Here is a 23,503-nt window from a genome sequence, read left to right as displayed (position 1 = left end):
GAGAATCACCATGAACAGCAAACTGATCGCACTTGCCGGGATCGCTCTGGCTCTCTCTCCCAACCTCATGCTCTCCGCCCAGGAGGCAACGGCTCGCACCGTGCAGTATCACTCGCAGGACATCGTGCCTATCCGCGCCAAGCTAAAGTACACGACTTTGATCCAGGTTCCCGCCACCGAGAAGATCATGGAAGCGGCCACGGGCGACAAGGACTTCTGGGTTGTGGATGTTGTCGGCAACTTCTGCTTCGTGCATCCTGCCAAGGCCGGTATCAGCTCCAATCTGAATCTCATCACCGACAAAGGAAATATCTACTCCTTCACTCTCCAGGATGTTTCCAACAGTTCTGTTCCGCCAGACCTCAAGGTGCTCGTTCAACCTGCTGACCAGTCTTCGATCGTTGCGTCATCCGGCCCGGCACAATACGTTCCCGCCGCCCAGCTCGATCAGTCGAAGCAACAGCTCGCCGCATTGCAAACGCACGTTGGGCAGGCGGTTGACGAATACAAGAGCGCTTACCAAAGCAAACTCACGTTCGATTACCACTTCAAAGCGAACGAGAAGCCCTTCGATATCCAGTCGATATATCACGACGACAAGTTCACCTACATCAAGACCAATGCTCCCGAGAAGTTCAGCGTGTACGAGATGAAGGACGGAAAGCCGAACCTGATCTCCTACGACATGCGAGAAGGAACTTACATCATCCCGAAGGTGATGGACTCCGGCTATGTAGAACTTGGCAAGCAGAAGATGGAGTTTTCCCGCAAAGGCTAGTACCGACACCCAGGAGAGGGAGAGAGCATCATGACAGAGACAGTCAGCACATCACAGCAATCTGAGCCGGTACTTCGGAAATGGGCCACTGACCCGCGCGGTGTTCTGCAGAAGAACATGAAGCCGCTCCTCTATCTGGGCGTGGCCTTGCTGGTCATTCTCGCCGCCGTCTTCAGCTCACGCGGGAAGAAGACGCCGGCACAGGAAGCGGCGGCTCGGCATGAACCCCCGCAGCCCGTCGTGCAGGACAACAGCGAAAACAACATTCAAGACCTGAAGACCCAGCTTGCCGCCGAACGACAGAAAGAAGCCGAGCAGAATAACGCGCAGCTTGCGGCGGCAACAGATCCCTCAATGCAAATGGCTACGCCCGCCCAGAGAGCAGCCGTTGCGGGATACGGCACCACGGGCCAACCCGTCCCGTGTGTGCCAGGGCAACCTTGCCAGCAGCCGCCAGCCTATGGATACGCTCAGGGCAACGGCGGCGGACAGTTATCGGCAGTCCAACAAGCTTCGCAACAGCTTCAGGCTAAAGAGCGTGAGTTGGCGTATGACTCCCGATTCTCGTCCAATCTAGTATTTGCCCAGACCGCGTCACCTGCTCGGGGCCAAGGGGGAGAACAGCCTAATTCGTCTAGCGGTATTGCCGCCCCTCAGCAAAGCAATCTGATGGCACCTCGCGAGGCGGGTGCGAAATCGCAGGGAGAGTCAGCAGCCGCTCCCAAACGCGCCCCGGAAGTGAATATCGACGCCGCCTCCGGTCAGCCCTACGTCATTTATGAGGGTACGACCGTAGACACCGTTCTCATGAACCGCCTCGACGGCGACGCGGTTGGCCCCGTCAAGGTGCTTGTCTCCAATCCGCTTTACTCACATGACCACCAGCACGTTCTCATTCCTGACGGAACGATCGTGCTGGGAGAGGCGAAGAAGATTGGTGGCAGCGGCTTCGGCCAGCAGCGACGTATGGCCGTCGTCTTTCACCGGATGATTATGCCGGATGGGTACAGCGTGGATTTAGACCAGTTTCACGGCTTGGATCAGATTGGTGAGGAAGGACTTAAGGACAAGGTGAACAACCACTATTTGCAAATCTTCGGAGCTTCCATCGCCTTAGGAGTAATCGCAGGTGCCGCCGAGATTACCCAGGGTGGTGGTGCTTTGACCGCCTCTGGCCCGGAGGTGTTCACTAATGGTGCGTCGGCATCCGTCGCACAGTCAGCAACGTCCGTCTTGGACCGCTTCATGCAGATACCTCCGACCATTACGATCCGCGAAGGCCATCGGGTGAAGGTCTACGTCACGCAGGATATGCTCCTGCCCGCATACGAAAACCACGCAATACCTCAATCGTTCTAGGAGGAGTCATGAAGCCATTCCTTTCAACAGTTGTTCTCGCGTCGTGCATTGCCCTAGCCGGTTGCCACGGTAAGCAAGTGGACGTGGCTGCTTTGCAGCAGCAGTACCAACAGGCGCACAAGCAATATGTCGACGATTGCGTATCGCCAATGACGAGCGGAGCAAGCACCGCTCTTAGCGGGAAGACTGCGAAGGCACCGACCCCGCAACAAGAAGCTTTGCAGCAGCAGAAGTGCGACCAGGAGGCGAAAAAAGCTGGTGCTCTCCAGCAGCAGCTTCAAGCCGCTTCTCAGTAGCTATCAACCACAACCTAAACCGTCCATGCGATCTACGAAGGAGACGCAAACATGAAGCAGTTTTGTCTTAAAATCACCCTCTTGCTCGCGATTTCAGGTTCGACCATTGCCCGAGCGCAGTTCGGTTCGGGAGTGGTTTTCGATCCAACGCAGTCTGCCCACGCTCTGCAACAGATCGAGCAAGGCCAGAACATCTTCACCAACTCCGTCAAACTGGCAGACAACGCCATTTCGACGTACAACTTGGCCCATCAGATGGCGATGTCTCCCGACAGCCTCTATCGCCCCTTCATGTCCTTTTCGTCGTATTGGATGGCGATCAACCAAGCGGCGAATACCTATGGAAACTCCCAGCAATGGGTGAACTCTACGAACAACGGCGTCGGCACCCTATATGCCTATCAACAGGCTTCCATTCCACGCACGACGCAGTTGAATGGATATGGGAATGTGAGCCTATCGTCCCAGCAACAGATCGCGGCGCAGGGCGCTACCGCCGACCTCAATGACGCTGTCACCGCCAGCAACATGCAAACGCTGGGAGTGATTCGCGCGAACGCTCAGCAAAGACAGACGGACATCAATGCTTTGCAGTCCGCCACGCAGTCAACAGACCCAGCGCAGCACACTGAACTCGCAACGCTTCAGCGAATCAATCAGGCACTGATTCTGCAACTCATGGCGCAACAGGAAGCGAATCAGATCAGCCAGGCTTATGCGCTGCAGCAAATCGTAGCTCAGAAGCAGCAACAGGACCAACTAAAAGCCACCTTCCAGCAAGCTAATCACTTCCAGACGGGCTATATGACAACGGCCCCGTCCTACAGCGGAGCAGCGGCGGCAATGCGCTACTAACCAACCGAACAGCGAGGCGGATATGGATATCTTTCTTTGGATCACGCAAGCATGCAATTCGCTCACGTCCACAATGGCCCCTTCCATTGACGCGATGGGTGTCCATATCTGCATTGCCTTGGCAACGGTTATGCTCGTTTGGTTTGGCGTTCAAGAGGCTTTAGCCTCCGCTCAGGGCGGCCCAGGGTTCAGCATGGCGAAGTTCCTAAACTTCTTCATGCTCATCACCTTCGCCTACGTCATGGTCAAGTTTTATGACTCCTCTATCCCCGGTATTGGGTACTCGCTAAAGGGGTTCATCAACGGCGGCGCGCAGCAGCTAGTTGACCTGATCGGGACGGACAGTGCAAACAGCATTCTCAGCACTCTGCAGCAGGCCGAAACGAGCCAAGGGCCGGGGATGATGTCTACCGTCATGAACCCCTATAACGCGATCATCCTAGCGTTGATCCAGGTTCTTCTAGCCGGGCTTTCGGCTCTCATCTCCGTCATCATCGCCTACGGTGCAGTGGCTAGCGCCATCGTGGGGCTATTAGGGCCGATCTTCATTCCGTTCCTTGTATTCGAGAAGCTCGAATTTCTCTTTTGGGGCTGGCTTAGAGCGTTCCTTGCGTTCTCTTTCTACAAAGTCGTCGCCGCCGCGACTCTGAGCGTTCTTTCTCAGCTCTTAGCTCACTACTACGCGATGATGAGCGGATTCACAGATCCCGCAACCATGGTCGAGAAGCTGCCCGTGCTTATCCTCTTGGTGATCGTGAATGGCTTCATCCTTCTCAAGATTCCGGCGATGACCGCGACCATCTTCTCGGGCCATGTCGGAGGCCACGACGCCGGCACAGGTATCGTTTCCAGTCTCGCTACAACCGCCGCAACTGGCGCACTGATGGGCTAAGGAGCTTCCAATGACTACAGCAACGGTAAAAGCCACCCCCGAGATCACAAGAGCCGCGGAACGCTATCTGGAACAGTATGGCGATCCGATGGTGATGAATACCTACCTGAAGGTCACGATCATCGCTCTTGTTGTCATTTGTCTCGCGCTCGCCGCGCTCGTCTTCAAGAGCCAGAAAGCGCTTGCGTCCATCCACCCGCTAATCGTCCGAATCAACGACGTAGGACACGCAGAAGCGATCGACTACCGGAACTTCCAGTACAGGCCTCAGGAAGCCGAGAACAAGTATTACTTGACCCGCTGGGCCGAGCTCTACTTCTCCCGCAATCGCTTCACCATCGAGCGCGATCAGACGAACGCTCTGTACTTCCTCAACAGCGACGTTCAACGGGCCGTGATTGAGCAAGAGCGCAAAGACAACATCATCCAAACCTACGTCAAAGATGCGACCCTTCCGTACATCGACGTAGAGGTTAAGAACGTCGTTCTTGACGATCTCCGGCAATCGCCTTATTCGGCTCGGATCGAGTTCGAGCGTGTGTACACGAATCCGGCAGATCATACCGAGCTAAAACGGGAGCGATGGACAGCCAGCGTTACCTATGTCTTCCGCGAAAGTGTGAAGAACGATGAGCTTGCCGTTGACCCCCTCGGACTGACCATCGTTCGCTTTCGTGCCGACCAGGCATTCAGCTAGACAGAATCGACTTTCCCAGAGGTTTAGAGATGTCCAGACATGCTGCCAATCCGGCTGCTTTACCCCACCTGTCGCTACTTAGGTTGGGGCAGGCGTACGAGACCTCTCAAACCCGGGCCATAGCTTGCGATTCATGCCTTCTCGCGGGGCCTCGTGCCAGTTCCTTTCGAGCGGTGATGGCGATGAACTTCCGCAGCAAAGACGCAGACGAGAACTTTGGTCCCGTATGTGTCAGCCGTCCGGTATCCCGCCTTTTGCACGGTCACTGCTTCGGGGCCTATCCGGCGCCCTGCGGCAGCTCGCTCTTCTGCTTCGGCTACGCCGCCCTACGGGTTACGGTTTCCCTTCGGGACCCTCCGTAAATGCAGAGCTTCGGCACTTGGGAGCCGTGCCCTCTTCGCTATTTAGTGACCCGAGCAAGATCGGGAAATTCAACCAAACGGAGACACCATCATGTACCAGAACAAAGTAAACCTCATCGGCTTCCTCGGCAGTGACGCAGAAGTTCGCGCCAACAACAACCGCAGCTTCACAATTCTCTCGCTGGCAACCAAGTCCTCCTACAAGAAAGACGGCAAGTACGTCTCGCAAACCGAGTGGCACCGTTGCGTGGTTTTCGGCAAGCTCTCTGACTTCGCCAAGACACTCAAGAAGGGCGCACATCTCCAGGTTGAGGGTGAGCTTCGCAGCCGGGAGTACGACAGCAAGAAGACGGACAGCAAGCAGCGCAGCATCTGGGAGATCAAGGTCGATTCGATCCTGAAGCTCGACCGCGCTGAGAAGGCAGCCGTGGAAGCGGAAGATCACGACGACAGCCCTGTAGAGGACGTGGCTGCTTAGGCCATCCCATTTCACCCACGGAAGCCCGGCAATGCTGGGCTTCCATCACTGGAGACCCACCTATGAGCTTCGAGCTAATCCTGCCGTTCCTTCGCCCCATCGAGCCGCTGCTGTTGGATGACAGTATCAGCGAGATCATGGGCAATCCCGATGCCTCATGGTGGTACGAGCGCGACGGGATTGTGCGGCGGGAGGAGAGCATTTCCTTCGATGCCGGCAAACTTCGTACTGGCCTCGAAGTAGTAGCCAACAAGCTCGGCAAGCGCTTGGACGAAGATAACCCGGTCCTCCACGCGCAGCTTCCCGATGGAAGCCGCTTGGCGGCTGTCATTCCTCCAGTAGTGCGGCCTTCGCCCGCCGTGACAATACGCAAGTTCACCAGCCGGAAGTTCACGGCTGAAGACCTGATTGCTCGCGGGGCGCTAACGCGCTCGCTCGCCGATCTGTTAGCGGAACAGATTCGCAGCGGAAAGACGCTACTCATCAGCGGTGGAACCGGAACCGGGAAGACGACACTGCTCAACATTCTTGCAAACGCCATCCCCGAGCATGAGCGTGTGGTCGTGATCGAGGATACGTCTGAGCTTCGTATCCAGAAGCCGAACGTACTGGCGGTCGAATGCCAGACCGATACCTTCAAATCGGCCGTCACGTTTGATGACCTCTTGAAGTCAGCTCTCCGGTGGAGACCGGACCGCATCATCCTGGGAGAAGTTCGCGGAATCGAGGCGCGTACGCTGCTGGATTCCTTGAACACAGGGCATGGCGGATCGCTCGCGACTATTCATGCAAACTCCGCCGAGAAGGCACTCCGTAGATTCGCCAACTTGGTTATGCGAAGCCATGCGCAAGCCACCATCGCTGACGTTGAAGCGGAGATTGCCGAGGCCGTCAATCTCGTTGTCCATGTAGAACGCCAACCGGGGCGCCGTCGCATAAGCGAAGTTCTTGAGATTGAGGCCTACGATCGTCGGCTTCAACGCTTTGAAACCACTCCACTCTATCGGGCCGATTGCTCGCAGGAATCGGCTCACAACCTTACCCCTGAATCATCTCGAAAGGATGCCCACAATGCCATTGCTTGAAGTTACCCAAACCAAACAGATCAGCGCTTCCATTCGGCTATCCGAATCGACAGCAACACAGGTCGATCAATATGCCGCTTACATCCAGGCGACCGCGGACGATGTTGTAGAGAAGGCACTGCAATACGTTTTCGGCAAAGACCCGGGATTTCGCGATTTCCAGAAGACTGCGGAGGCGAACAAGGTGACCGCGACTTTGCGTATCCGGAAAGCCGTGCAGCCGGTGAAACCATCCGACGGTGCAAAGAAGCCGGTAGCAGCCATGCCAACGCCGAAGAGTGAGGGTGCCAGCAGTGTTGCAGCTCGCGCATAAATTCGTTCCGATGCTGGCACGGTGCTTCGCACCGGAAGAATTGTGACACTCCACCCCTCCGAGGGTCGTGTCAGGGACACTTGGAACCGCCTCAGACACAAGTTGCAAATGCATAGACTTACGAGTGTCAGGTGTCCTTGAGGATACTCAAGGACACCTAAGGACACCGCTTTCAGGAGCCGAGTATGAAGCTCACAAACGACATGCAAATCACGACCGACGCAGAGAAGCGAGCCAGCTTTCGTCTGTTGGGCGTCACGACCAAATTGAACCCGCGCGAGGTTGAGGACGTAGAGCGACTGGCGCGGTCACGCGGCCTGCAGCGTGGAGAACTCATCCGCAAACTCATTCTCGATGAGCTTGCGCGGGACGCAGGTTCGGTAGAAGCCAGCACGGAACTCACCGAGATCGTGGGTATTCGATTGATGCTGACCAATCTCTTCCGCCCACTCGCGACAGGTCAAAAGCTGACCCCTGAAGCCTTCGACAACATGCTTGCTGAGGTGAAGAAGCGGAAGCGCGAAGTTGCAACCGATGAGATGCAAGACCTGGAGCGTGCATGATGCCGACGACACAATGGGGCCGCAAAGAAACCATCATCTTCCCGCCGCACAGCCCGATCTACTCCTATGGAGCGATCTTCCTAGCATTCGTGTTCACCGGGCTATTTCTGTACCTCCGGTTCACCTACGGCCAAACGCCGCTGCAGCAGTTCTACACGCCGATTTATGTACGGAGTGCCGTCGGAGGGGCGTTCAACAAGACGCACCCGTACCAACTCCTCTATGCCGCAGGCGTCAGCACCGGCGCGGAAATCGCATCGGAGTCAGACGTGCAGGCGGGGACGACGTTGGCCTCGCAGGGAAAGCAAATCCCACTCGCACTCTCCAGCGATGCGCAGCGTCGAGGGCTTGACGTGCTCTATCAAGGGACGGAACAAAAGTACATCGACGGCCGCTTGCATGCCTATCTGCGGAACGCGGTTTACGCCGGGGATCAGCTCAGGGACATTTATGAGTGGCCGCTAATCTTCGGACTGGTTTCTTTGCTCGTCCAACTGCCTTTCTCGATCCGTAAGGACATTCGCCGCCGCAAGGAATTGAAGTATGGTCGGCGTCTCAAAGGCCCGGTTCTCCTCACTCCCAAGGAGTTCAACAAGACCGTCGCTGGCGATGGAGTCGGCTTCGCCACGACCGAAGCGAAGGAGATGATGCGTATTCCTTTGCAGGCGGAGGCGCAGCATATCGAACTCATGGGAGATACCGGAGCGGGCAAAACGACACTCATCATGCAGATCCTCCGGCAGATACAAAGCCGGGGCCATTCGGCCATCGTCTACGACCCAGCGTGTGAGTTCATTCAGCGGTTCTATGACGAGAGGCGGGGCGACCTCGTCCTCAATCCACTGGACGAGCGTTGCCCCTATTGGGGCCCGTCCGAGGAGTTACGCAGGAAGGCGGAGGCGAAGGCTATTGCCGCGTCTCTGTACCAGCCGACCAGCGACAAGAAGGGCGAGTTTTTCACGGAAACGCCACAGAAGATATTCGCTCACCTGCTCACCTATGGCCCAAATCCGCAGCAACTTGTGGAGTGGCTTTCGAACCCTCCCGAGATAGATAAGCGAGTACGAGGGACTGAAATGGAGGCGATGATTGCGAAGGGAGCGCAGCAGCAGCGGAATGGCGTTTTGGCTTCGTTGGGTCTAGTCGCAGACAGCCTTCGGATGCTTCCCACCAAGGAACAGGCGAAGAACAGGACATGGAGCGCAACGGAGTGGGCAATAGAGCGGAAGGGCTGGATCTTCATCACATCCAGCGCCACCGAGCGCGAGGCTTTGAGACCGCTGCATAGTCTCTGGATAGACTTGCTCGTTATGCGCCTGCTTACCGCGCCGCAGGAAAACCAGACTCCGGTGTGGTTTGTTCTTGACGAACTCGCCAGCCTGCAGCGGCTGCCGCAACTCCACACCGCGATCACGGAGAACCGGAAATCCAAGAACCCGCTTGTGCTCGGATTCCAGGGGAAAGCGCAGTTGGAAGTCATCTACGGACACTTGGCCGAGGTTATGCTCTCGCAGCCCGCGACCAAGATATTTCTGAAAACAACAGAGCCAAAAGCAGCCGACTGGGTATCGAACGCCATCGGCAAAATTGAGATCGAACGGATGAAGGAGACGCATTTCGATGGCTCTCGTTCAGGCAAGAACTTCACCATAGATCGCCAGGTCGAGCCTTTGGTCATGGACTCTGAAATCTCCGGTCTGGAAAATCGCCATGCGTTCCTGAAGTTAGGCAACAATGTCGCCCGCTTCCACTTCGAGTACATGGATGTTGCTCAAACCACGCCGGGATTCGTCCCCCGCAAGATGGAAGATGACGAACTGCCATTCGACCCGAAGACTCTTGTTCCAAAAGCTCCTGCCCCGGTCGCTCCGAGCATCGACCTTGAAGCCGACTCGCCTATATCTTCTCAGACCACCGAAGAGCCAGAGGAATCACAGGTCGACGAGTCCGAGCAGCCAACCGAGGAGCAGATCGAGGCAAGCCAACTCGATCCAGACAGCCCCAATGACGACCACGAAGAGGAAGATGTGCCAATCGCAGCGGTTGAACCGATGCGCGTCTGAGACCGCTCATGCTTACTATCTCCAAACCGCTCAGCTCTGGACAGGCGCAGACTTATCACGCCAAGGAATTCACGTCTGGGGAGCAGAACTATTGGAAGCAAGGCGACTCCATACTAGGAGAGTGGCAAGGCAGGATGGCAGAGCAGTACGGGCTTGCGGGGGGTATAGACGCCCAGCATTTCGCTCGTCTCAGCGAAGGACAAAATCCTCTCACCGGCGAACAGCTGATCCGGCATCGCAACGGCCAAGAGTACACGACGGCGGAAGGCGTCACCGTAAAGCCCGTCGAGCATCGGGCGGGTTGGGACGCCACTTTCTCCGCACCGAAATCTGTTTCGCTGACCGCCCTTGTTGGAGGAGACGACCGTGTCCGGTTTGCCCATCGTGAGGCCGTCACTACAGCACTCGGGGAATTGGAGCGGTATACCCAAGCAAGAATCGGCGGGAATCGCGCCGCCGAAACAACAGGCAAGTTCATCGCCGCAAAGTTCGAGCATGACACAGCCCGTCCGGTAGACGGGTATGCCGCTCCGCAGCTTCACACCCACGCAGTCATCTTCAACATGACCGAACGGGCGGACGGTTCCGCTCGCGCTATTCAGCCTCAGAGCTACTTTGACAGTCAGCAGTTTGCGACGGCGGTCTACCAATCGGAGTTGATGTATCGGCTGTCTCGGTTGGGCTATGAAATCACGCCGGGGCGAAGCGGAGCACCGGAGATCAAAGGGTACACGCCGGAATACCTTGACGCCTCCAGTCCACGGAGCCAACAGATTCGCGAGTACCTCGAAAAAAGTGGCTTTGCGGGGCCAGAGGCCGCGCAAATAGCCGCTCATTCCACCCGCGACAAGAAAGAAATTCATGCTCCTGCCGAGGTTCTGGCGGCGCACCGACAGGTCGCGGCGGAGTTTGGCAATCAAGCGGATCAGGTCGTTCGAGATGCCAGAAGCCGGGCGAACGGTATCGAGCAAAAGACCTTCACTTCCGCACCGGAGCGCGTACAGGAAGCCGTCACGTTTTCCAAGAGCCGCAACTTCGAGCGGGAGGCCGTCACAGACGAGCGCGATCTTATGCGCGACGCACTACGGCGCGGCATGGGCGAACTCACATACGGGCAGGTGCGCGAGCGGTTCGAGGAGCGAGTAACGTCTGGTGAGTTCCAGTCCGTGCCCGGACAAAAGCATGAGACAGGGCGGCAATTCACAACCAGAGAAGCTATCGCTGAAGAGCTTGCAACGATCAAGCACATGCAGCAGGGCCAGCTTAAGAGCGAACCGATCATGCGTATGGAAGACGCCGCATCTCATGCCCGCGAACGCCAACTGCTTAACCCGGCCCAGCGCAAAGCCATCGAAGAAATACTGACCTCACAAGACCGTATACATGGCTTGCAAGGTTTGGCCGGCTCAGGGAAGACATCAGCTCTATCAAGTATCCGTGAGGGAGCGGAGCAAAACGGCTACGCCGTTGAAGGATTTGCTCCTACAAGCCGCGCCGCTGGACAACTCCGCGATGCCGGTATCCCCGCCGACACCTTGCAAGGGTTTCTTGCTCGCGGCGGCGCAGAACGTAGTGCAGGTGACCCGAACGCTCGACATTTTTACATGCTTGATGAATCCAGTCTCGCGAGCACCCGCCAGATGCAAGCATTCCTTGAAAAGATCGGCCCGCAGGATCGCGTGCTGCTCATTGGTGACACCCGACAACACCAAGGCGTGGATGCTGGAAAGCCCTTCGAGCAGATGCAGGACGCCGGGATGCGTACGTCCCAGCTTGACCAGATCGTTCGCCAGAAAGACCCGGAACTTCTGCGCGCTGTCGAGCACCTTTCACGCAATGAGACGAACGCCGGAATTCAACTCCTCAAGGAGCAGGGGCGCGTCAACGAGATCCCAGACCGCCAACAGCGCATTGAGGCCATCGCGAAGGAATACGTTGAGAGACCCGAGGGCACGCTTATCGTATCGCCCGATAACCCGAGCCGCCGGGATATCAATGATGCCGTCCGAGTCGAATTGCAACGCACCGGAGTTTTACCAACGGAGAATCACCAGATGACCGTTCTGACCCAAAGGTCGGAACTGACAAGCGCGGATCGAAATTGGGCGGCGCTATACCAACCGGATGATGTTCTGTTCTACACCCGAGGTAGTAAAGAACTTGGACTCGAACGTGGCAGTTACGCGACCGTCGTATCCACTGACCCCAAGGAGAACCGCCTCACCGTCGAACGCCAGGATGGTCAGCAAGTCGCCTATAACCCCGAGCGACTCCACGGCATCGCCGCCTACCGGGAGATCAGTCGGGAGTTCGCAGAAGGAGAACGCTTACAGTTCACGGTTAGCAAACCCGAGATGGACGTGAAGAACCGGGACTTGGGAACAATCGAACGCATTGACGGGACAAGCATGACCGTTCGGATGGACGGCGAAAAGGATCGGAGCGTGACGTTCGACACTTCCCAAATGAGGCACTTCGACCACGGATACGCAGTCACGTCACACAGCTCCCAAGGCCTCACTACGGATCGAGTCCTCATCAATATGGACACCACAGCGCATCCCGAACTCATCAACACTCGCTTTGCTTATGTCTCAGTATCCCGCGCCACTTCAGACGCTCGTATCTATACCAATGATGCAACGACTCTGGCCGAGCGGCTGAACACGGACATCAGCAAAGCTTCCGCCGTTGAGATTTCGAAGCCTCACGGCAAAACTCAAACTCAGCAAACGAAAACGAAGGAGCAAACGATGACGAACACAAAAGAGCACACACAAGAGGATCAGCGCGGGCAGTTTCAGCAAGAACGTCAAAACGCCAAGATTGACGTGGTCGATGGCCGAGCCGAGATCGATTTACGTCACTATGCGCCCATTCTGGCCGCGTTTCCGAACGAAGCCAGCGGCTACGAATGGAAACGCGAGACCGGGGATATTCAGAGTTATCAAAACAGCCAGACGGCTGGATGGCTTCACGTCGACCCGGAAGGTCGGTTTTATGATCGCCATACGAATCCGATCCCTAGAGATATCGCGCTTGAGTACGCGGGCCACGCCCATTCTCCGTCACTCGGGCAACAAGAGCATTTCAAAGGCGGGAGCACAGATCAGGGCCTCACTCTGTAGGTAAAGGGATGACGCCCAGATTATAGTGCTGAGAATTGCGCGTTCGTTCGCTGCCATTTCAACAGCCCTTTTAGAACGGGGCCAGTTCGCAAAGCCTTTATAATCAACGTTATAGTTTCCATTCACAGGCGTTGTGCCATGATCATAGTGTTCACAGATTATGGTATCCAGTAGAGTCGTTAAAGAGAAGCCACAAAAACCGACGTTCATCGACCTTTTCTCGGGCTGCGGAGGCCTGTCGTTGGGCATGACGGATGCTGGATTTTGCGGGTTATTTGCGATCGAAAAGGCCGCCGAAGCCTTCCTAACGTACAAGACAAACCTCTTGGACCACCCCGACTCCTGCGATTTTGATTGGCCGAAGTGGCTGGACCAAAAAAACATTGGCATCGAGGATTTCTTTACCAAGCACGGACACCGCTTGAATGCCTTGAAAGGCAAAGTGAGCGTCCTTACTGGCGGCCCACCGTGCCAGGGATTCTCGTTTGCAGGACGGCGCAACGGTAAAGATCCTCGAAACCGACTTTTCAAAAAGTATGTTCAGTTCGTGGACGCCGTTAAGCCGCAACTTCTCGTTTTAGAGAATGTGCCCGGTATGAGGGTGGCTCATGGGAATAGCAAGCCACAACTCCCCGGCAGGAAGCCCAAGAAGCCCAAGTCTTACTATGAGAAGCTTCTCGAAGAGCTAGACAAGATTGGGTACGTGGCTGAAGGGCGGTTATTAGATGCTTCAACATTCGGCGTGCCACAACGCAGACCCCGGTTGGTCGTTGTCGGACTCAAGCGATCTGCAATAAACCGCGTGGCGGGTGGCTTCGACGGCATCTTCGATTGCATCGAGTTGGCGGGGGAAAACCTCGTTCGTGCTTTGAATCTTTCAATTCCCGTTAGCTCGAAAGATGCACTATCTGATTTGGAGATTTCGGAGGGTCCGCTTGTTCCATGCACAGACCCAGCTTCTCCAAAGGGTTTCTCGATGCTCCAGTATTCAAAACCGGTTAGCACATATCAGAAACTGATGCATCGAGGCACTAGCCGTATGGAAATGGACAGTATGCGTTTAGCAAGGCACACCGCCCCGGTTGCCGAGAGATTCGCTCTCATCCTTGATGAATGCCGCAAAGGGGTAAATCTTTCAGAGGCTGACCGCGAGCGCTACGGGATGCTAAAACACAGAACCCTACCTATGTTGTCCACGGCACCTGCTCCAACACTGACGACGTTGCCAGATGACGTATTGCATTACTCAGAACCTCGCATCTTGACGGTTCGCGAGTACGCACGAATCCAATCGTTTCCAGATTGGTACCAGTTCAAGGGTAAATACACCACGGGCGGCGCACGCCGGAAGAAGGATTGTCCGCGCTACACGCAGATAGGAAATGCTGTGCCACCGCTTCTCGCGGAAGCGGTAGGTAATGCTCTAATGGTCATTCTCGAACAAATAACAGTGAAACCCGTTACGACAGCCACAAAACAATCCCAAGGACAGAGCAGCAGGGAGATGTTTGCCCTCACGGTGTAATTCTTTATGAACGACGCGAATAAGCAGGCGAGGTTTCCGGAAGGACTTCTTGATTGGTCCGGACATCGAGGCGGTGGTGTAAGGAAGCTTTTCTACGAAGCGAGTGGTCGGCCCTCATCTGAAATCATCCGGACCAACCTGCTTAATCGGCTGGAATCGTGGGCCGGTGAAATTGGCGCTGGAAACGATGGCGTGCCTCGTATCGTCCTTCTGGTTGGTGGGCCTGGCAACGGGAAAACCGAAGCAGTCGAATTCGCGATCGGATGTCTAGACATCTCGACTGCGGCCGGCGGCGGTCTCAAAGCTGAACTAGCCTCGAGATTCGATCCCACCGATGGAACTCCGCCGCCTCGTCTCGCTGAGATTCAATTACCGGAGATCCCCAATCGAGGCCGACCCGCATTACAGATCGTTCAAGACGCTTCGGCGGGGGATTCACACGAGCATCCAAACAGCTCACCAGCTCAGTTATTAGTTCAAGATTTGCAAGATGCCTTAAGTCGTTCCGATGTAATTTATCTTGCTTGCGTGAATAGAGGGGTGTTGGACGACGCACTGATCTCAGCAACGGACAGCGGTAATACGTCCGTGCGTCCATTGATTGAGCAAGTTGTGGGTTCCGTTGGTACCGGTCCGAAACCAATCGCTTGCTGGCCACTTCATAACTTTGAGGATGTCGCGGTCTGGCCAATGGATATCGAATCGCTGCTCAAGTCTGGGCCGTCAGGGGAGATCATCACTACCCCTGCTGCACAGCTTCTTGACTATGCGACCAAAGATGACGAGTGGCCGGTCATGGGCGAATGCGAAGCCGGTCCCTTATGCCCATTTTGTTTAAGCAGAGAAGCGCTTTCCAGCGATCTTGGCGAAGCCTCGTTCTTGCGAATTCTCAGATGGTACGAACTAGCGAGCGGAAAGAGGTGGAGCTTTCGAGACCTTGGCTCACTATTCGCGTACTTACTCGCAGGAGCGCCCCCGGATGGCGTGCGTGGAGCTAAATATTCGCCATGCGCATGGGCTGCCAAACAGCTCGCGCTCAAGGACAGTACAAATCCACGAGATGCAAAAGCACGGTCTCTAGCCCCTTACCTGCTCGTTTCGAGACTCTACAAGCATTCATTGTTCGGCTTCTGGCCTCGCGTTAGTACCCGCGAACTCAGGAATCTTCTCAAAGATCTGGACTTGCAAACAGACGATACTCTTTCCGGGCTTTTGCATTTTCTGGCAGATTCTAGGCGATCAACTATCCCTCCGACTTTAAATTCTCAACTGGAAGAAGTGTGCGACATTCTTGATCCTGCGCTCGCCGATCCCGATAGTGAAGTCAAGTTGAGCGGGAACACGACCGTAGCCTTCCGCGAGATCGACATTCGTTTTAGCCAGTCAGTTGGAGAGGGCCTCAAGTACATCAGGAAGTTCCTTTGCCTCACGGCTTTGGAGATCGAACTCTTGAAAAACCTCGACGCTGCAGATGCGCGGCTTTCGTTTGCTGGGATAACGAAGAACAGACCGGAGGTCGCAAATAAGGTTCAGTCGATGCTTCGCGACTTTGCCTGTCGCATCGTTCGAAGATCCGTAGGGTGCCGTGCGGCCGCCGTGCGCGACGGAGAGATCCTCATCGACTTCGAGCACGTCGTGTCCGGCCATGAACACCTATTGTATGAGGCCTCGCAGCAGGTTGAATCGCTCCTCAACAGTGGAGATAAGTTCTCGGTTGTTCTGAATACGACATTTGGAGAGCCCATTCCGTCGCCAGAGAGACGAGTGACTCTCACTACCGACAAACAACGTGTGCGAGTGCCTAAAGACATTGTTCTCGAGAGGCCCGTCACGGCATTAAAGTTTCTAACGGTGGGACCTGAATCACGAAGAGAGTTCATCCCCCTGACCTATGAACTTTACAAGTCAGTGCGAGAACTGCGCATGCAAATGCTTGCGGCTTCTTTGCCTCGCGCGGTGGTAGCTCTTCTTGATATCACTCGTGCCCGCCTCGGAGGCCATATCGTTCGAGACGAAGAACTTCTTGAGGCTGGGACAATTCAGATTGGCATTCGGAAAGATGTCATCGTTAGACAACGTGGCCAATTTCTAATCAAGAGAGAGGCCGGAGCATGAGTATCGCCGAGTACCAACTTGATCCCTGGAAGAACTCACACAAAGCCTATTCCGAATCCGCTTTTGGGATACGGCCAGCACCTGAGTTCGCAACATCTGAAGTCGTCGTATCCTCGCTTTATCGGGCAGTGGGCTTCGAAACCTTCAGCGAAAATATGGTCAGTTCATCAGGTCGCGAGCTCGATAAGAAGTACCTAGGATCTTCAAAAGCACCGTCGAACGCAATTGAGAACGATACTTGGCAGACAATTCTTCATGGCGTTCTTGCGAGCCCAAAACAGAGCAACCAGTCATCCCGCAGGTTTCTCCAGATGTGTCCCATGGTTCCTGATGCAAACCTATACTCGGGTTCCGCACGATTGTCCGGGAACACTTGGAACCCGGGCGCGCTATTGCAACGGGTCATTCAGATGGGATCTTTTTCAGCAGAAGACGCCGAAGCTCTGTGGAAGAGCGTGTTCGATGCTTTGTCCGTGAACAATGAGGATGACGCTTGGGCTCGTTGGCTTCAAGAAGAGTTTGAGCGCAGAAATCTGAATGGCCAAAAGTGGGCATATGCTCCTCTTCCTGCTGAAAAGAACTCTTTGAGTCCAGAAGATAAAGCGATTCTCAAGTTCCCAGCCCAGCAATTTGTGATCGACCTGAAAGCCGTTATCAGTGCCAAGGGCGCGATGACGCGCAAGCAATGGATCAGCTTGCTCGAGTCCGTTGTGCGCGTAGGTGCTGTCTCACACGTGCTCTGGCTCGCTAGTGTCAATGCACGCATATGGGAATGCGCGTTGGGAATTTTAAACGGGCAAGCTGCACCCACCGATCTAAGCGAGACTCGCTCGGCACTTTTTATGTCGGACGCTCATTACCTCTCTTATGGAAACGTGGTAATGCCTACCGTTAGGAACATCACTTCTGCATATTTGTCCGGAAGACTCGGGTGCAACGTGATTCTTTGGCACCTTGAACAGCTCGGGGTTTCATTATCCCCGCTCAACTCGTGCCAAGAAGTTCAAGACTTCCTAACTATGGTTGACAAACATCGGGACGCATTGATTTCGGCAGGCGCTATTGTAGATTTTCACCAACTGGTTGACGAGCACGCCCGTACCCTCGCTTGCAAGAAAGGGATCGGATCGAACCTGATGGAGTTCTGTCGATATTCTCTTGGAAAGAGGCAGACTGCTGAGACGACTCTAAGGAGCTACGATCAAAGTTACTTCTTCAATAAGCGTAGCCCTGCAAAGTCGTCTCCCTGGGTCGTGTCTCTAGGGCCCGTTGCGCTCTTGGCGGTTGTTTTTTGCTGTTTACGAGAGTTCAAAGGACCCCGTTCGGTTAAGCATTTATCTAATCATTTGAGCCTTTATGGAATCTCCGTCACCGTGGACGACATTGGGACAAGCGAGCTTGGTAGAGAACTGCGAATGCTCGGGCTGATCTTGGATAGTCCGGATGCAGAAAGCGGCATCCTTCTAGTTCCTCCTTTCAACCTTTCCGGCTCAGGGGGCAACTAATGAACCAACTCATTCTTGCGATTGCGGAAGAAGTTCGCGATACTGTATCCCGGCAGCTTGGGGATTTAAGTTCGGAAAACGCCCAACTGCGAGCGGTTTTCAATGGGCCCCCGGCGGAATTGCTGCGAGAGGTATTTGGCCTCCTTACTCAAGACGGCGGAATAAGAACTCCGCTCTCCAATGGAAGTGAGACCCTCGTTCCTGTCCTGATGGTCGTTACGGACCTTCCTGTGGGAAGCCAAAATCCCCCAGTCGGATCGTCAGGCCTATGCGATCAAAATCACATCTTGAACGTGCGGAATTCTCCTCAATGCCCACGCTTCATAGTCCTTTCGCCTCCAGGGAATCAGACAAATCTTTCTCAAAATACAACGTGGTTTGATTGCGGTGTCGCGCCGCAGAATAATGCAGGCAACGTACAAATCACATCTTGGTGGCAGGACGACTTTGTGCAGCGGCTGACTCTTCAAGCGTTGCGCAGATTTCCTTGGGACAACGAAACCTCTATGGAAGGTGCCAGAAAACTGATTGCGGAAGCGGTGTTTGCGGCGGATTCGGCCGAAAGGCATGGCGGCGATCGGAGAGCTGCTTGGAAGGTGCTCTCGCGAATCTGGTCCATCGATCCAACAAGGTCTGATTTCGGTCGCCTCGTCAGCTTGGCGACTGGGTTCCCCCCGGCTGGCGACAATGTCATTAATTCGACGCAGCAAATCAAAGCCCTAACGGAGTTGGCAGAGAGACTCGAAGATGGCTTCCGGCCCACGTTCGAGCTACTAAAAACACGCGCGGCAGATGACGATGAACAGCAAGCTTTGGATGAGCTTCTTTCGCAGCTTCAGGCGAGATGTCCGGTACCAACAGCAGTAACGCAGGGGATGGCATTCTATTACGGCCCCGGTACCGGCGATGTGTTGCCAGATGAATCCGCTTGGTGGAGATTACTTACACTCGACCGCTGGCAAGACTTGCTAGAGGAAGATGTGGCTAGTCCCGAAGCGTTATCGGTGAAATGCACAAACTCAATCGCGCCGGCACAAGCGAGCAAAGTGCCGGTGGTCAAAGACATCATTGAGCTCGAAATTACGGTGCCCTCTACTGATAAGAATGTGACGGCGGCAGTTGAAATCTCTCGAGAGGGCGTGCCGGTTAACCAGAGGCGTAGATGGACGATTCATGTCAGTGACAAACTGGTCTGGCTAGACGACGAAGTTCCAGAGCATAAGCGCCCTATCAAATATGTGATCTCGTCTCCGGGCATGAAGTCTTCCAGCATCCATGTAATCTCTATGGCTCATTGGGAGCCAGGAATCATCGTCTCCGGGAGAAATGCGCGCAAAGCACCCCCGCCGAAAGCACCTCGAACCGCCGCTGACAAAGTTACGCTTGAAAGTTATCTGGAGCTGCACGCGCAAGGGCGGCACTACCTTGACGTATACGTGCGCCCTGGATTCGAACTAGAGGACATCGCGACGGGTACTGACAACAGTGATAGCGCGTCCACAGACAAGGACGAAGCCACCGTCGTCAAAATCGCAGACGGCGAATACGGTTTGGAGGTTAGAGCTGGCATCGACACCAGCTACGAACTGAAGTATTTCCGAGGTAACTCTGCCGCGCCTTCAAAGCTAAAAATTTATCTAACATGTAACGACGAACCAGCGGAACAATGCAACAGCGAATTCGAGCGTTTGATCCTTCTGAATAAGACGCGGAAGGACAAGCAGTTAACTTCGTCCGTTCATGTGAATCGCATTCATCGATCAGCGGACCTCCAAAGCTGGATGTTAGCCAAAGAGCATTCGTATTATCCGCTCGTCTTTGGTCCCGACTACGCCGATAACTGGCGAAGTCGAAACTGGAGCTCTCAAGAAGACACTATCTTGTCGCGCGGTCGGTTCCTTAGCGATCCAAGGCCAACGATGGCGGAGATGACGCCTCCAGAAGGGTTCCTAGCTGCGCGTAAGCTCATTTCAGGCAAGATCCGAGCGGAAGAAGAGGGGCTCATTGAAGGAGCCCCGTTGGGTGAATGGTTAGCGAACGACACCAGTTTCGAGGAGGCTCTTGATTCTTACGTCCACGCCTACGGAGAGTGGCTAGAACAGGCTCCAGAGATCGCTTCCTGGTGCGATGTTTCCATTGTCACGGCGCTTGGGAGCGATCAGCAGACGTTGGCTCAAGAGCCAGACGCGCTTCTCATTTCTCCATTGCATCCACTGCGTCTCGCATGGCATGCGCTGGCCCAACGGACCCTAATCTTCTCCCACCGAAAAAGACCGTGCCCGGCAGCAAGCATCATGGACCCAAGGTGTGTACCAGATGTTTTGACTCTTCATTTAAGGACACCCACCGGCGACATCGAGGAAAGAGTATTCTTCTCTGTCGAATGCACTTCAGATTTCTGGTCTGTTCTCTGGAACAGCACACGCGCAGATCAAATCGGCGCAACTATCGCTCGCACTCCTTTCAACACTGAATTTGGCGTTCAGATTGGAGGTTTGTCTAGCAGCTTTTCGGTTTCGCAAGTCAAACGCAGCTTGACCGACATTGCACAGTTGCTTTCAGCGAAGGCCATGCTCAACGTCTCAATAACCAGTGCTTCGAGCCAAAACAGTTCAACGAATGATGGCCTCATTGATTGGTGCAGGAGCGAGTATTCCAAGATCTCTGAAGAGTCAGTATCGCTCGCGGTCGGGAAAAAATCCGTCAGAATTCTCGATCAGCGGAAGTCTGATCATCGACCTGAAGATGCCGAGATATCAAATCTGGCAGAGGATACTCAGAATTCAGTTAGCTGGTATGCCTCTACTGAAATTCGTGAGCACCGGCCTGACTTAACAATCGTTGCCCAGCTTGAAACGACTGAGATGAAAGCGGCCAAAAGCACGATGCTGTCACCTATGGCCGCCGGTGGCTTATTTCGAGTTCGAATACGCCAGCAATTAATGGCAGGTTCAGGAGCTTTCCTCAGCGAATCCAGGATGGGAATGGCGCCGTCCTCTACTGGCGATGGTTTGCTGGATCGAACTGCAGGCATATTAGCCCGACTTGAAAGTATCGGGACCAATCGTTATAGCTACGTGTTTGCCCCAAGCGTGCATACCCTTCAAGCTTCGCTCAACAACTCTAGATACGTCGCGGTTTCCTCCGCATCGGTCGACCCAGCCTGTTTTCTGGGTGGATGGCTAACAGACACCTATCTTTGGGACTACGACTTGCCATCGTATTCAAGCCGCGCTGGAGACAGCAACGGGTATTATCTCCTCGCTCAGATTACCGACGTGGACAGGGATACACTTGCGGACGTAGTTCAGAAGCTGCCAGATGCGGAGAAGCTTACGAAGGAAAGAGCTGACAATCTCATTCTCGAAGTCGCCCGGCGCGGTATACCAACGGTGCGTGGATTATCAAGCGGTGATTCCGGTGCAGTTGGCGATTTGGGGTTGTTCGTTGCAGCTCGACTTTTACAAGACGAGTTCAGGATGGGTGAAAACTCTCTCAGCCTGTTTCCGGTGTGGCGAGAAGACGAAGGCGTTACGAGCATCAACCTGCTGGTTCCAGTGGACCCCTTTCGAAGCTATCTTGATGACCTCACCCGCGCAGTCAGCAAGGCTGCACATCATCGTCCAGATTTGTTGTTGCTCAGCTTGAACTTTGACGCCACCCGCGTATTCGTAAAGCTGACCCCTATTGAGGTCAAGTACCGGAACACCACGGAACCTCTGTCGGTAAATGACTGTTTAGCGGCATTAGGCCAGGCGAAATCGCTGGTGGCTCTGTTGGAACAGATCGAAAAGATTGCAGGTGAGGACGACATGCTTATGTGGCGTCTCGCAAGTAAGCACTTCTACGCAGCGCTTCTTGACTACGGATTTAGAGTTTATAGTCAACAGTCGGCCGTGATCCATCGAGGAGCACAATGGGCCAACTGTCATGCGAAAGTAATGACCGCCCTGATGACTGGTGAGTTGCAGGTCGAAGTCGATACTCGCGGCAGATTGATTGCCATCGACGGAAGCACAAATAGCGTTACGAGGGACACGGACAACGATGGTTTTCACGAGACGATTAGCTTGTCTCGGAAAGATGCGACTGAAATCATATCTGGTGATAGTCAAGCGATCTATGCGGCCATTCGTGCAAAGATCTCCACCTGGGAGACGGAACCTCGAAAACGGCTTCCGACGAAGCTGCTCACGACCGATACACCCACCACAGGCGGTGAAGTCCTACCTCAAAATGCTCGGGTAAATGATATGCCCGACGTGCAAGAGCAACCGGTGATCGTCGAGCTGCTCACTATCGAACATCCCTCAGTTCTGGACGTATCTGAGGTTCCCGTAGATCAGCCCGACGTTGTCGCGGTAAGCCGCGGCATCGAGTTATTGATTGGAGATCCTCTGGATGCGTTTCGGCCAGAGACAAGAAGCTTGTCTCTCAGTGATACAAACTTGAACCAGCTGAATATTGGGGTGGTGGGCGATCTGGGAACCGGGAAAACTCAACTCTTGAAGTCCCTCATCTACCAGATCACTACGCAAACGGAAGAGAACATGGGAGTCTCGCCAAACATTCTGATTCTGGACTACAAGAAGGACTATTCCAACGATGAATTCGTCAAGGCCACTAACGCGAAGGTCATCCGCCCCAAAAATCTTCGCCTCAATTTGTTTGATGTCTCACAGGCCTCAGAATCCACAACGCCTTGGCTAGATCGCTTTTCTTTCTTTGCGGACGTGCTTGACAAGATTTATTCCGGAATTGGGCCAGTACAACGCAAAGTCCTAAAAGATGCGGTCCGTGCGGCATATGCCGAAAAGAAGGACACCGGCATTGCTCCCACGATTTATGATGTTCATCGGCTGTATCAAGTCGCGACGAACAACAAAGCGGATTCAGTTTCTTCGATCATCGAAGACCTCGTTGATCGTGAACTGTTTGCCGCCGATGCCACCGAGGCGTCAACAAAAGAGTTCCTTACCGGTGTGGTCGTGATCTCGTTAGACGCACTGGGGCAAGACGACAAATCCAAGAACATGCTCGTAGCGGTTCTGCTGAACCTCTTTTACGAAAACATGCTGAAAATTCCAAAACGCCCGTTCTATGGAGCAGATCCGCAGAAGAGAGTCGTAGACTCTTTTCTGCTCGTCGATGAAGCAGACAACATTATGAAGTATGAATTCGATGTGCTGCGTAAGGTCCTTTTACAAGGCAGAGAGTTTGGAGTTGGTGTCATTCTCGCCTCGCAGTATCTTCGCCATTTTAAGGTCGGCGCCACTGACTACCGCGAGCCCCTCTTGACCTGGCTGATACACAAAGTCCCGAATGTCTTGCCGCAAGAGTTAAGCGCTCTCGGAATGACAGCGAACATGACGCAGACCGCTGATCGAATCAAGTCTTTGGCTTTGCATGAGTGTATGTACAAGACTTTCAACGTAAATGGGGAATTCCTCAAGGGAATGCCTTTCTATCGTTTGGTGAAGAGCTAGGAG

Annotated in this window: 16 protein-coding genes; all 16 read left to right on the top strand. The window is 54.5% G+C overall.

Going from position 1 to position 23,503, the window contains the following annotated elements:
* Window positions 1-10 precede the first annotated feature (10 nt).
* The 16 genes from GSQ81_RS03425 to GSQ81_RS03350 all read left to right on the top strand — a co-directional run bounded on the left by GSQ81_RS03425 (window position 11) and on the right by GSQ81_RS03350 (window position 23,500).
* Complete coding sequence (locus GSQ81_RS03425; RefSeq protein ID WP_158909299.1) at window positions 11-778, top strand: TrbG/VirB9 family P-type conjugative transfer protein; 768 nt, start codon at window positions 11-13, stop codon at window positions 776-778.
* 30 nt (window positions 779-808) lie between these two features.
* Window positions 809-2,137 (top strand): TrbI/VirB10 family protein, encoded by a 1,329-nt coding sequence (locus GSQ81_RS03420; protein WP_158909298.1) that lies wholly within the window; start codon window positions 809-811, stop codon window positions 2,135-2,137.
* Between the two features lie 8 nt (window positions 2,138-2,145).
* Complete coding sequence (locus GSQ81_RS03415; RefSeq protein ID WP_158909297.1) at window positions 2,146-2,433, top strand: hypothetical protein; 288 nt, start codon at window positions 2,146-2,148, stop codon at window positions 2,431-2,433.
* A gap of 51 nt (window positions 2,434-2,484) precedes the next feature.
* Window positions 2,485-3,288 (top strand): hypothetical protein, encoded by an 804-nt coding sequence (locus tag GSQ81_RS03410; protein WP_158909296.1) that lies wholly within the window; start codon window positions 2,485-2,487, stop codon window positions 3,286-3,288.
* A gap of 22 nt (window positions 3,289-3,310) precedes the next feature.
* Window positions 3,311-4,180, top strand: a complete 870-nt coding sequence (locus GSQ81_RS03405) for a type IV secretion system protein (protein WP_311733027.1) — start codon at window positions 3,311-3,313, stop codon at window positions 4,178-4,180.
* A gap of 10 nt (window positions 4,181-4,190) precedes the next feature.
* On the top strand, window positions 4,191-4,877 hold the full coding sequence (locus GSQ81_RS03400) for a VirB8/TrbF family protein (protein ID WP_158909294.1): 687 nt from the start codon (window positions 4,191-4,193) through the stop codon (window positions 4,875-4,877).
* A 453-nt stretch (window positions 4,878-5,330) separates the two neighbouring features.
* Window positions 5,331-5,717, top strand: coding sequence for a single-stranded DNA-binding protein (locus GSQ81_RS03395; protein ID WP_158909293.1), 387 nt, complete (start codon window positions 5,331-5,333; stop codon window positions 5,715-5,717).
* Window positions 5,718-5,779: 62 nt separating this feature from the next.
* Window positions 5,780-6,802 carry a CpaF family protein gene (locus GSQ81_RS03390; RefSeq protein ID WP_158909292.1) on the top strand — a complete coding sequence of 341 codons (1,023 nt, stop codon included), beginning with the start codon at window positions 5,780-5,782 and terminating at the stop codon, window positions 6,800-6,802.
* The gene (locus tag GSQ81_RS03385) at window positions 6,789-7,115 is read left to right on the top strand and encodes a hypothetical protein (RefSeq protein WP_158909291.1); all 327 of its coding nucleotides are present in this window, start codon (window positions 6,789-6,791) and stop codon (window positions 7,113-7,115) included. The genes GSQ81_RS03390 and GSQ81_RS03385 overlap by 14 nt, the downstream gene beginning before the upstream one ends.
* A 185-nt stretch (window positions 7,116-7,300) precedes the next feature.
* Entirely contained in the window at window positions 7,301-7,678 is a 378-nt protein-coding gene (locus GSQ81_RS03380; RefSeq protein WP_158909290.1) for a CopG family transcriptional regulator, read from the top strand.
* On the top strand, window positions 7,675-9,741 hold the full coding sequence (locus GSQ81_RS03375) for a type IV secretion system DNA-binding domain-containing protein (protein ID WP_254059963.1): 2,067 nt from the start codon (window positions 7,675-7,677) through the stop codon (window positions 9,739-9,741). The genes GSQ81_RS03380 and GSQ81_RS03375 overlap by 4 nt, the downstream gene beginning before the upstream one ends.
* Before the next feature lie 8 nt (window positions 9,742-9,749).
* Complete coding sequence (gene mobF / locus GSQ81_RS03370) at window positions 9,750-12,869, top strand: MobF family relaxase (RefSeq protein WP_158909289.1); 3,120 nt, start codon at window positions 9,750-9,752, stop codon at window positions 12,867-12,869.
* 160 nt (window positions 12,870-13,029) lie between these two features.
* Window positions 13,030-14,394, top strand: a complete 1,365-nt coding sequence (locus GSQ81_RS03365; protein ID WP_158909288.1) for a DNA cytosine methyltransferase — start codon at window positions 13,030-13,032, stop codon at window positions 14,392-14,394.
* Between the two features lie 6 nt (window positions 14,395-14,400).
* Window positions 14,401-16,509, top strand: coding sequence for a hypothetical protein (locus GSQ81_RS03360; RefSeq protein WP_158909287.1), 2,109 nt, complete (start codon window positions 14,401-14,403; stop codon window positions 16,507-16,509).
* On the top strand, window positions 16,506-18,014 hold the full coding sequence (locus GSQ81_RS03355) for a hypothetical protein (RefSeq protein WP_158909286.1): 1,509 nt from the start codon (window positions 16,506-16,508) through the stop codon (window positions 18,012-18,014). Before GSQ81_RS03360 ends, GSQ81_RS03355 begins: the two co-directional genes overlap by 4 nt.
* Complete coding sequence (locus GSQ81_RS03350; RefSeq protein ID WP_216846370.1) at window positions 18,014-23,500, top strand: helicase HerA domain-containing protein; 5,487 nt, start codon at window positions 18,014-18,016, stop codon at window positions 23,498-23,500. The genes GSQ81_RS03355 and GSQ81_RS03350 overlap by 1 nt, the downstream gene beginning before the upstream one ends.
* Window positions 23,501-23,503: the final 3 nt, after the last annotated feature.

Source organism: Granulicella sp. L56 (assembly GCF_009765835.1).
Lineage (GTDB): Bacteria > Acidobacteriota > Terriglobia > Terriglobales > Acidobacteriaceae > Edaphobacter.
This window is presented reverse-complemented; position numbering and strand designations above follow the sequence as displayed.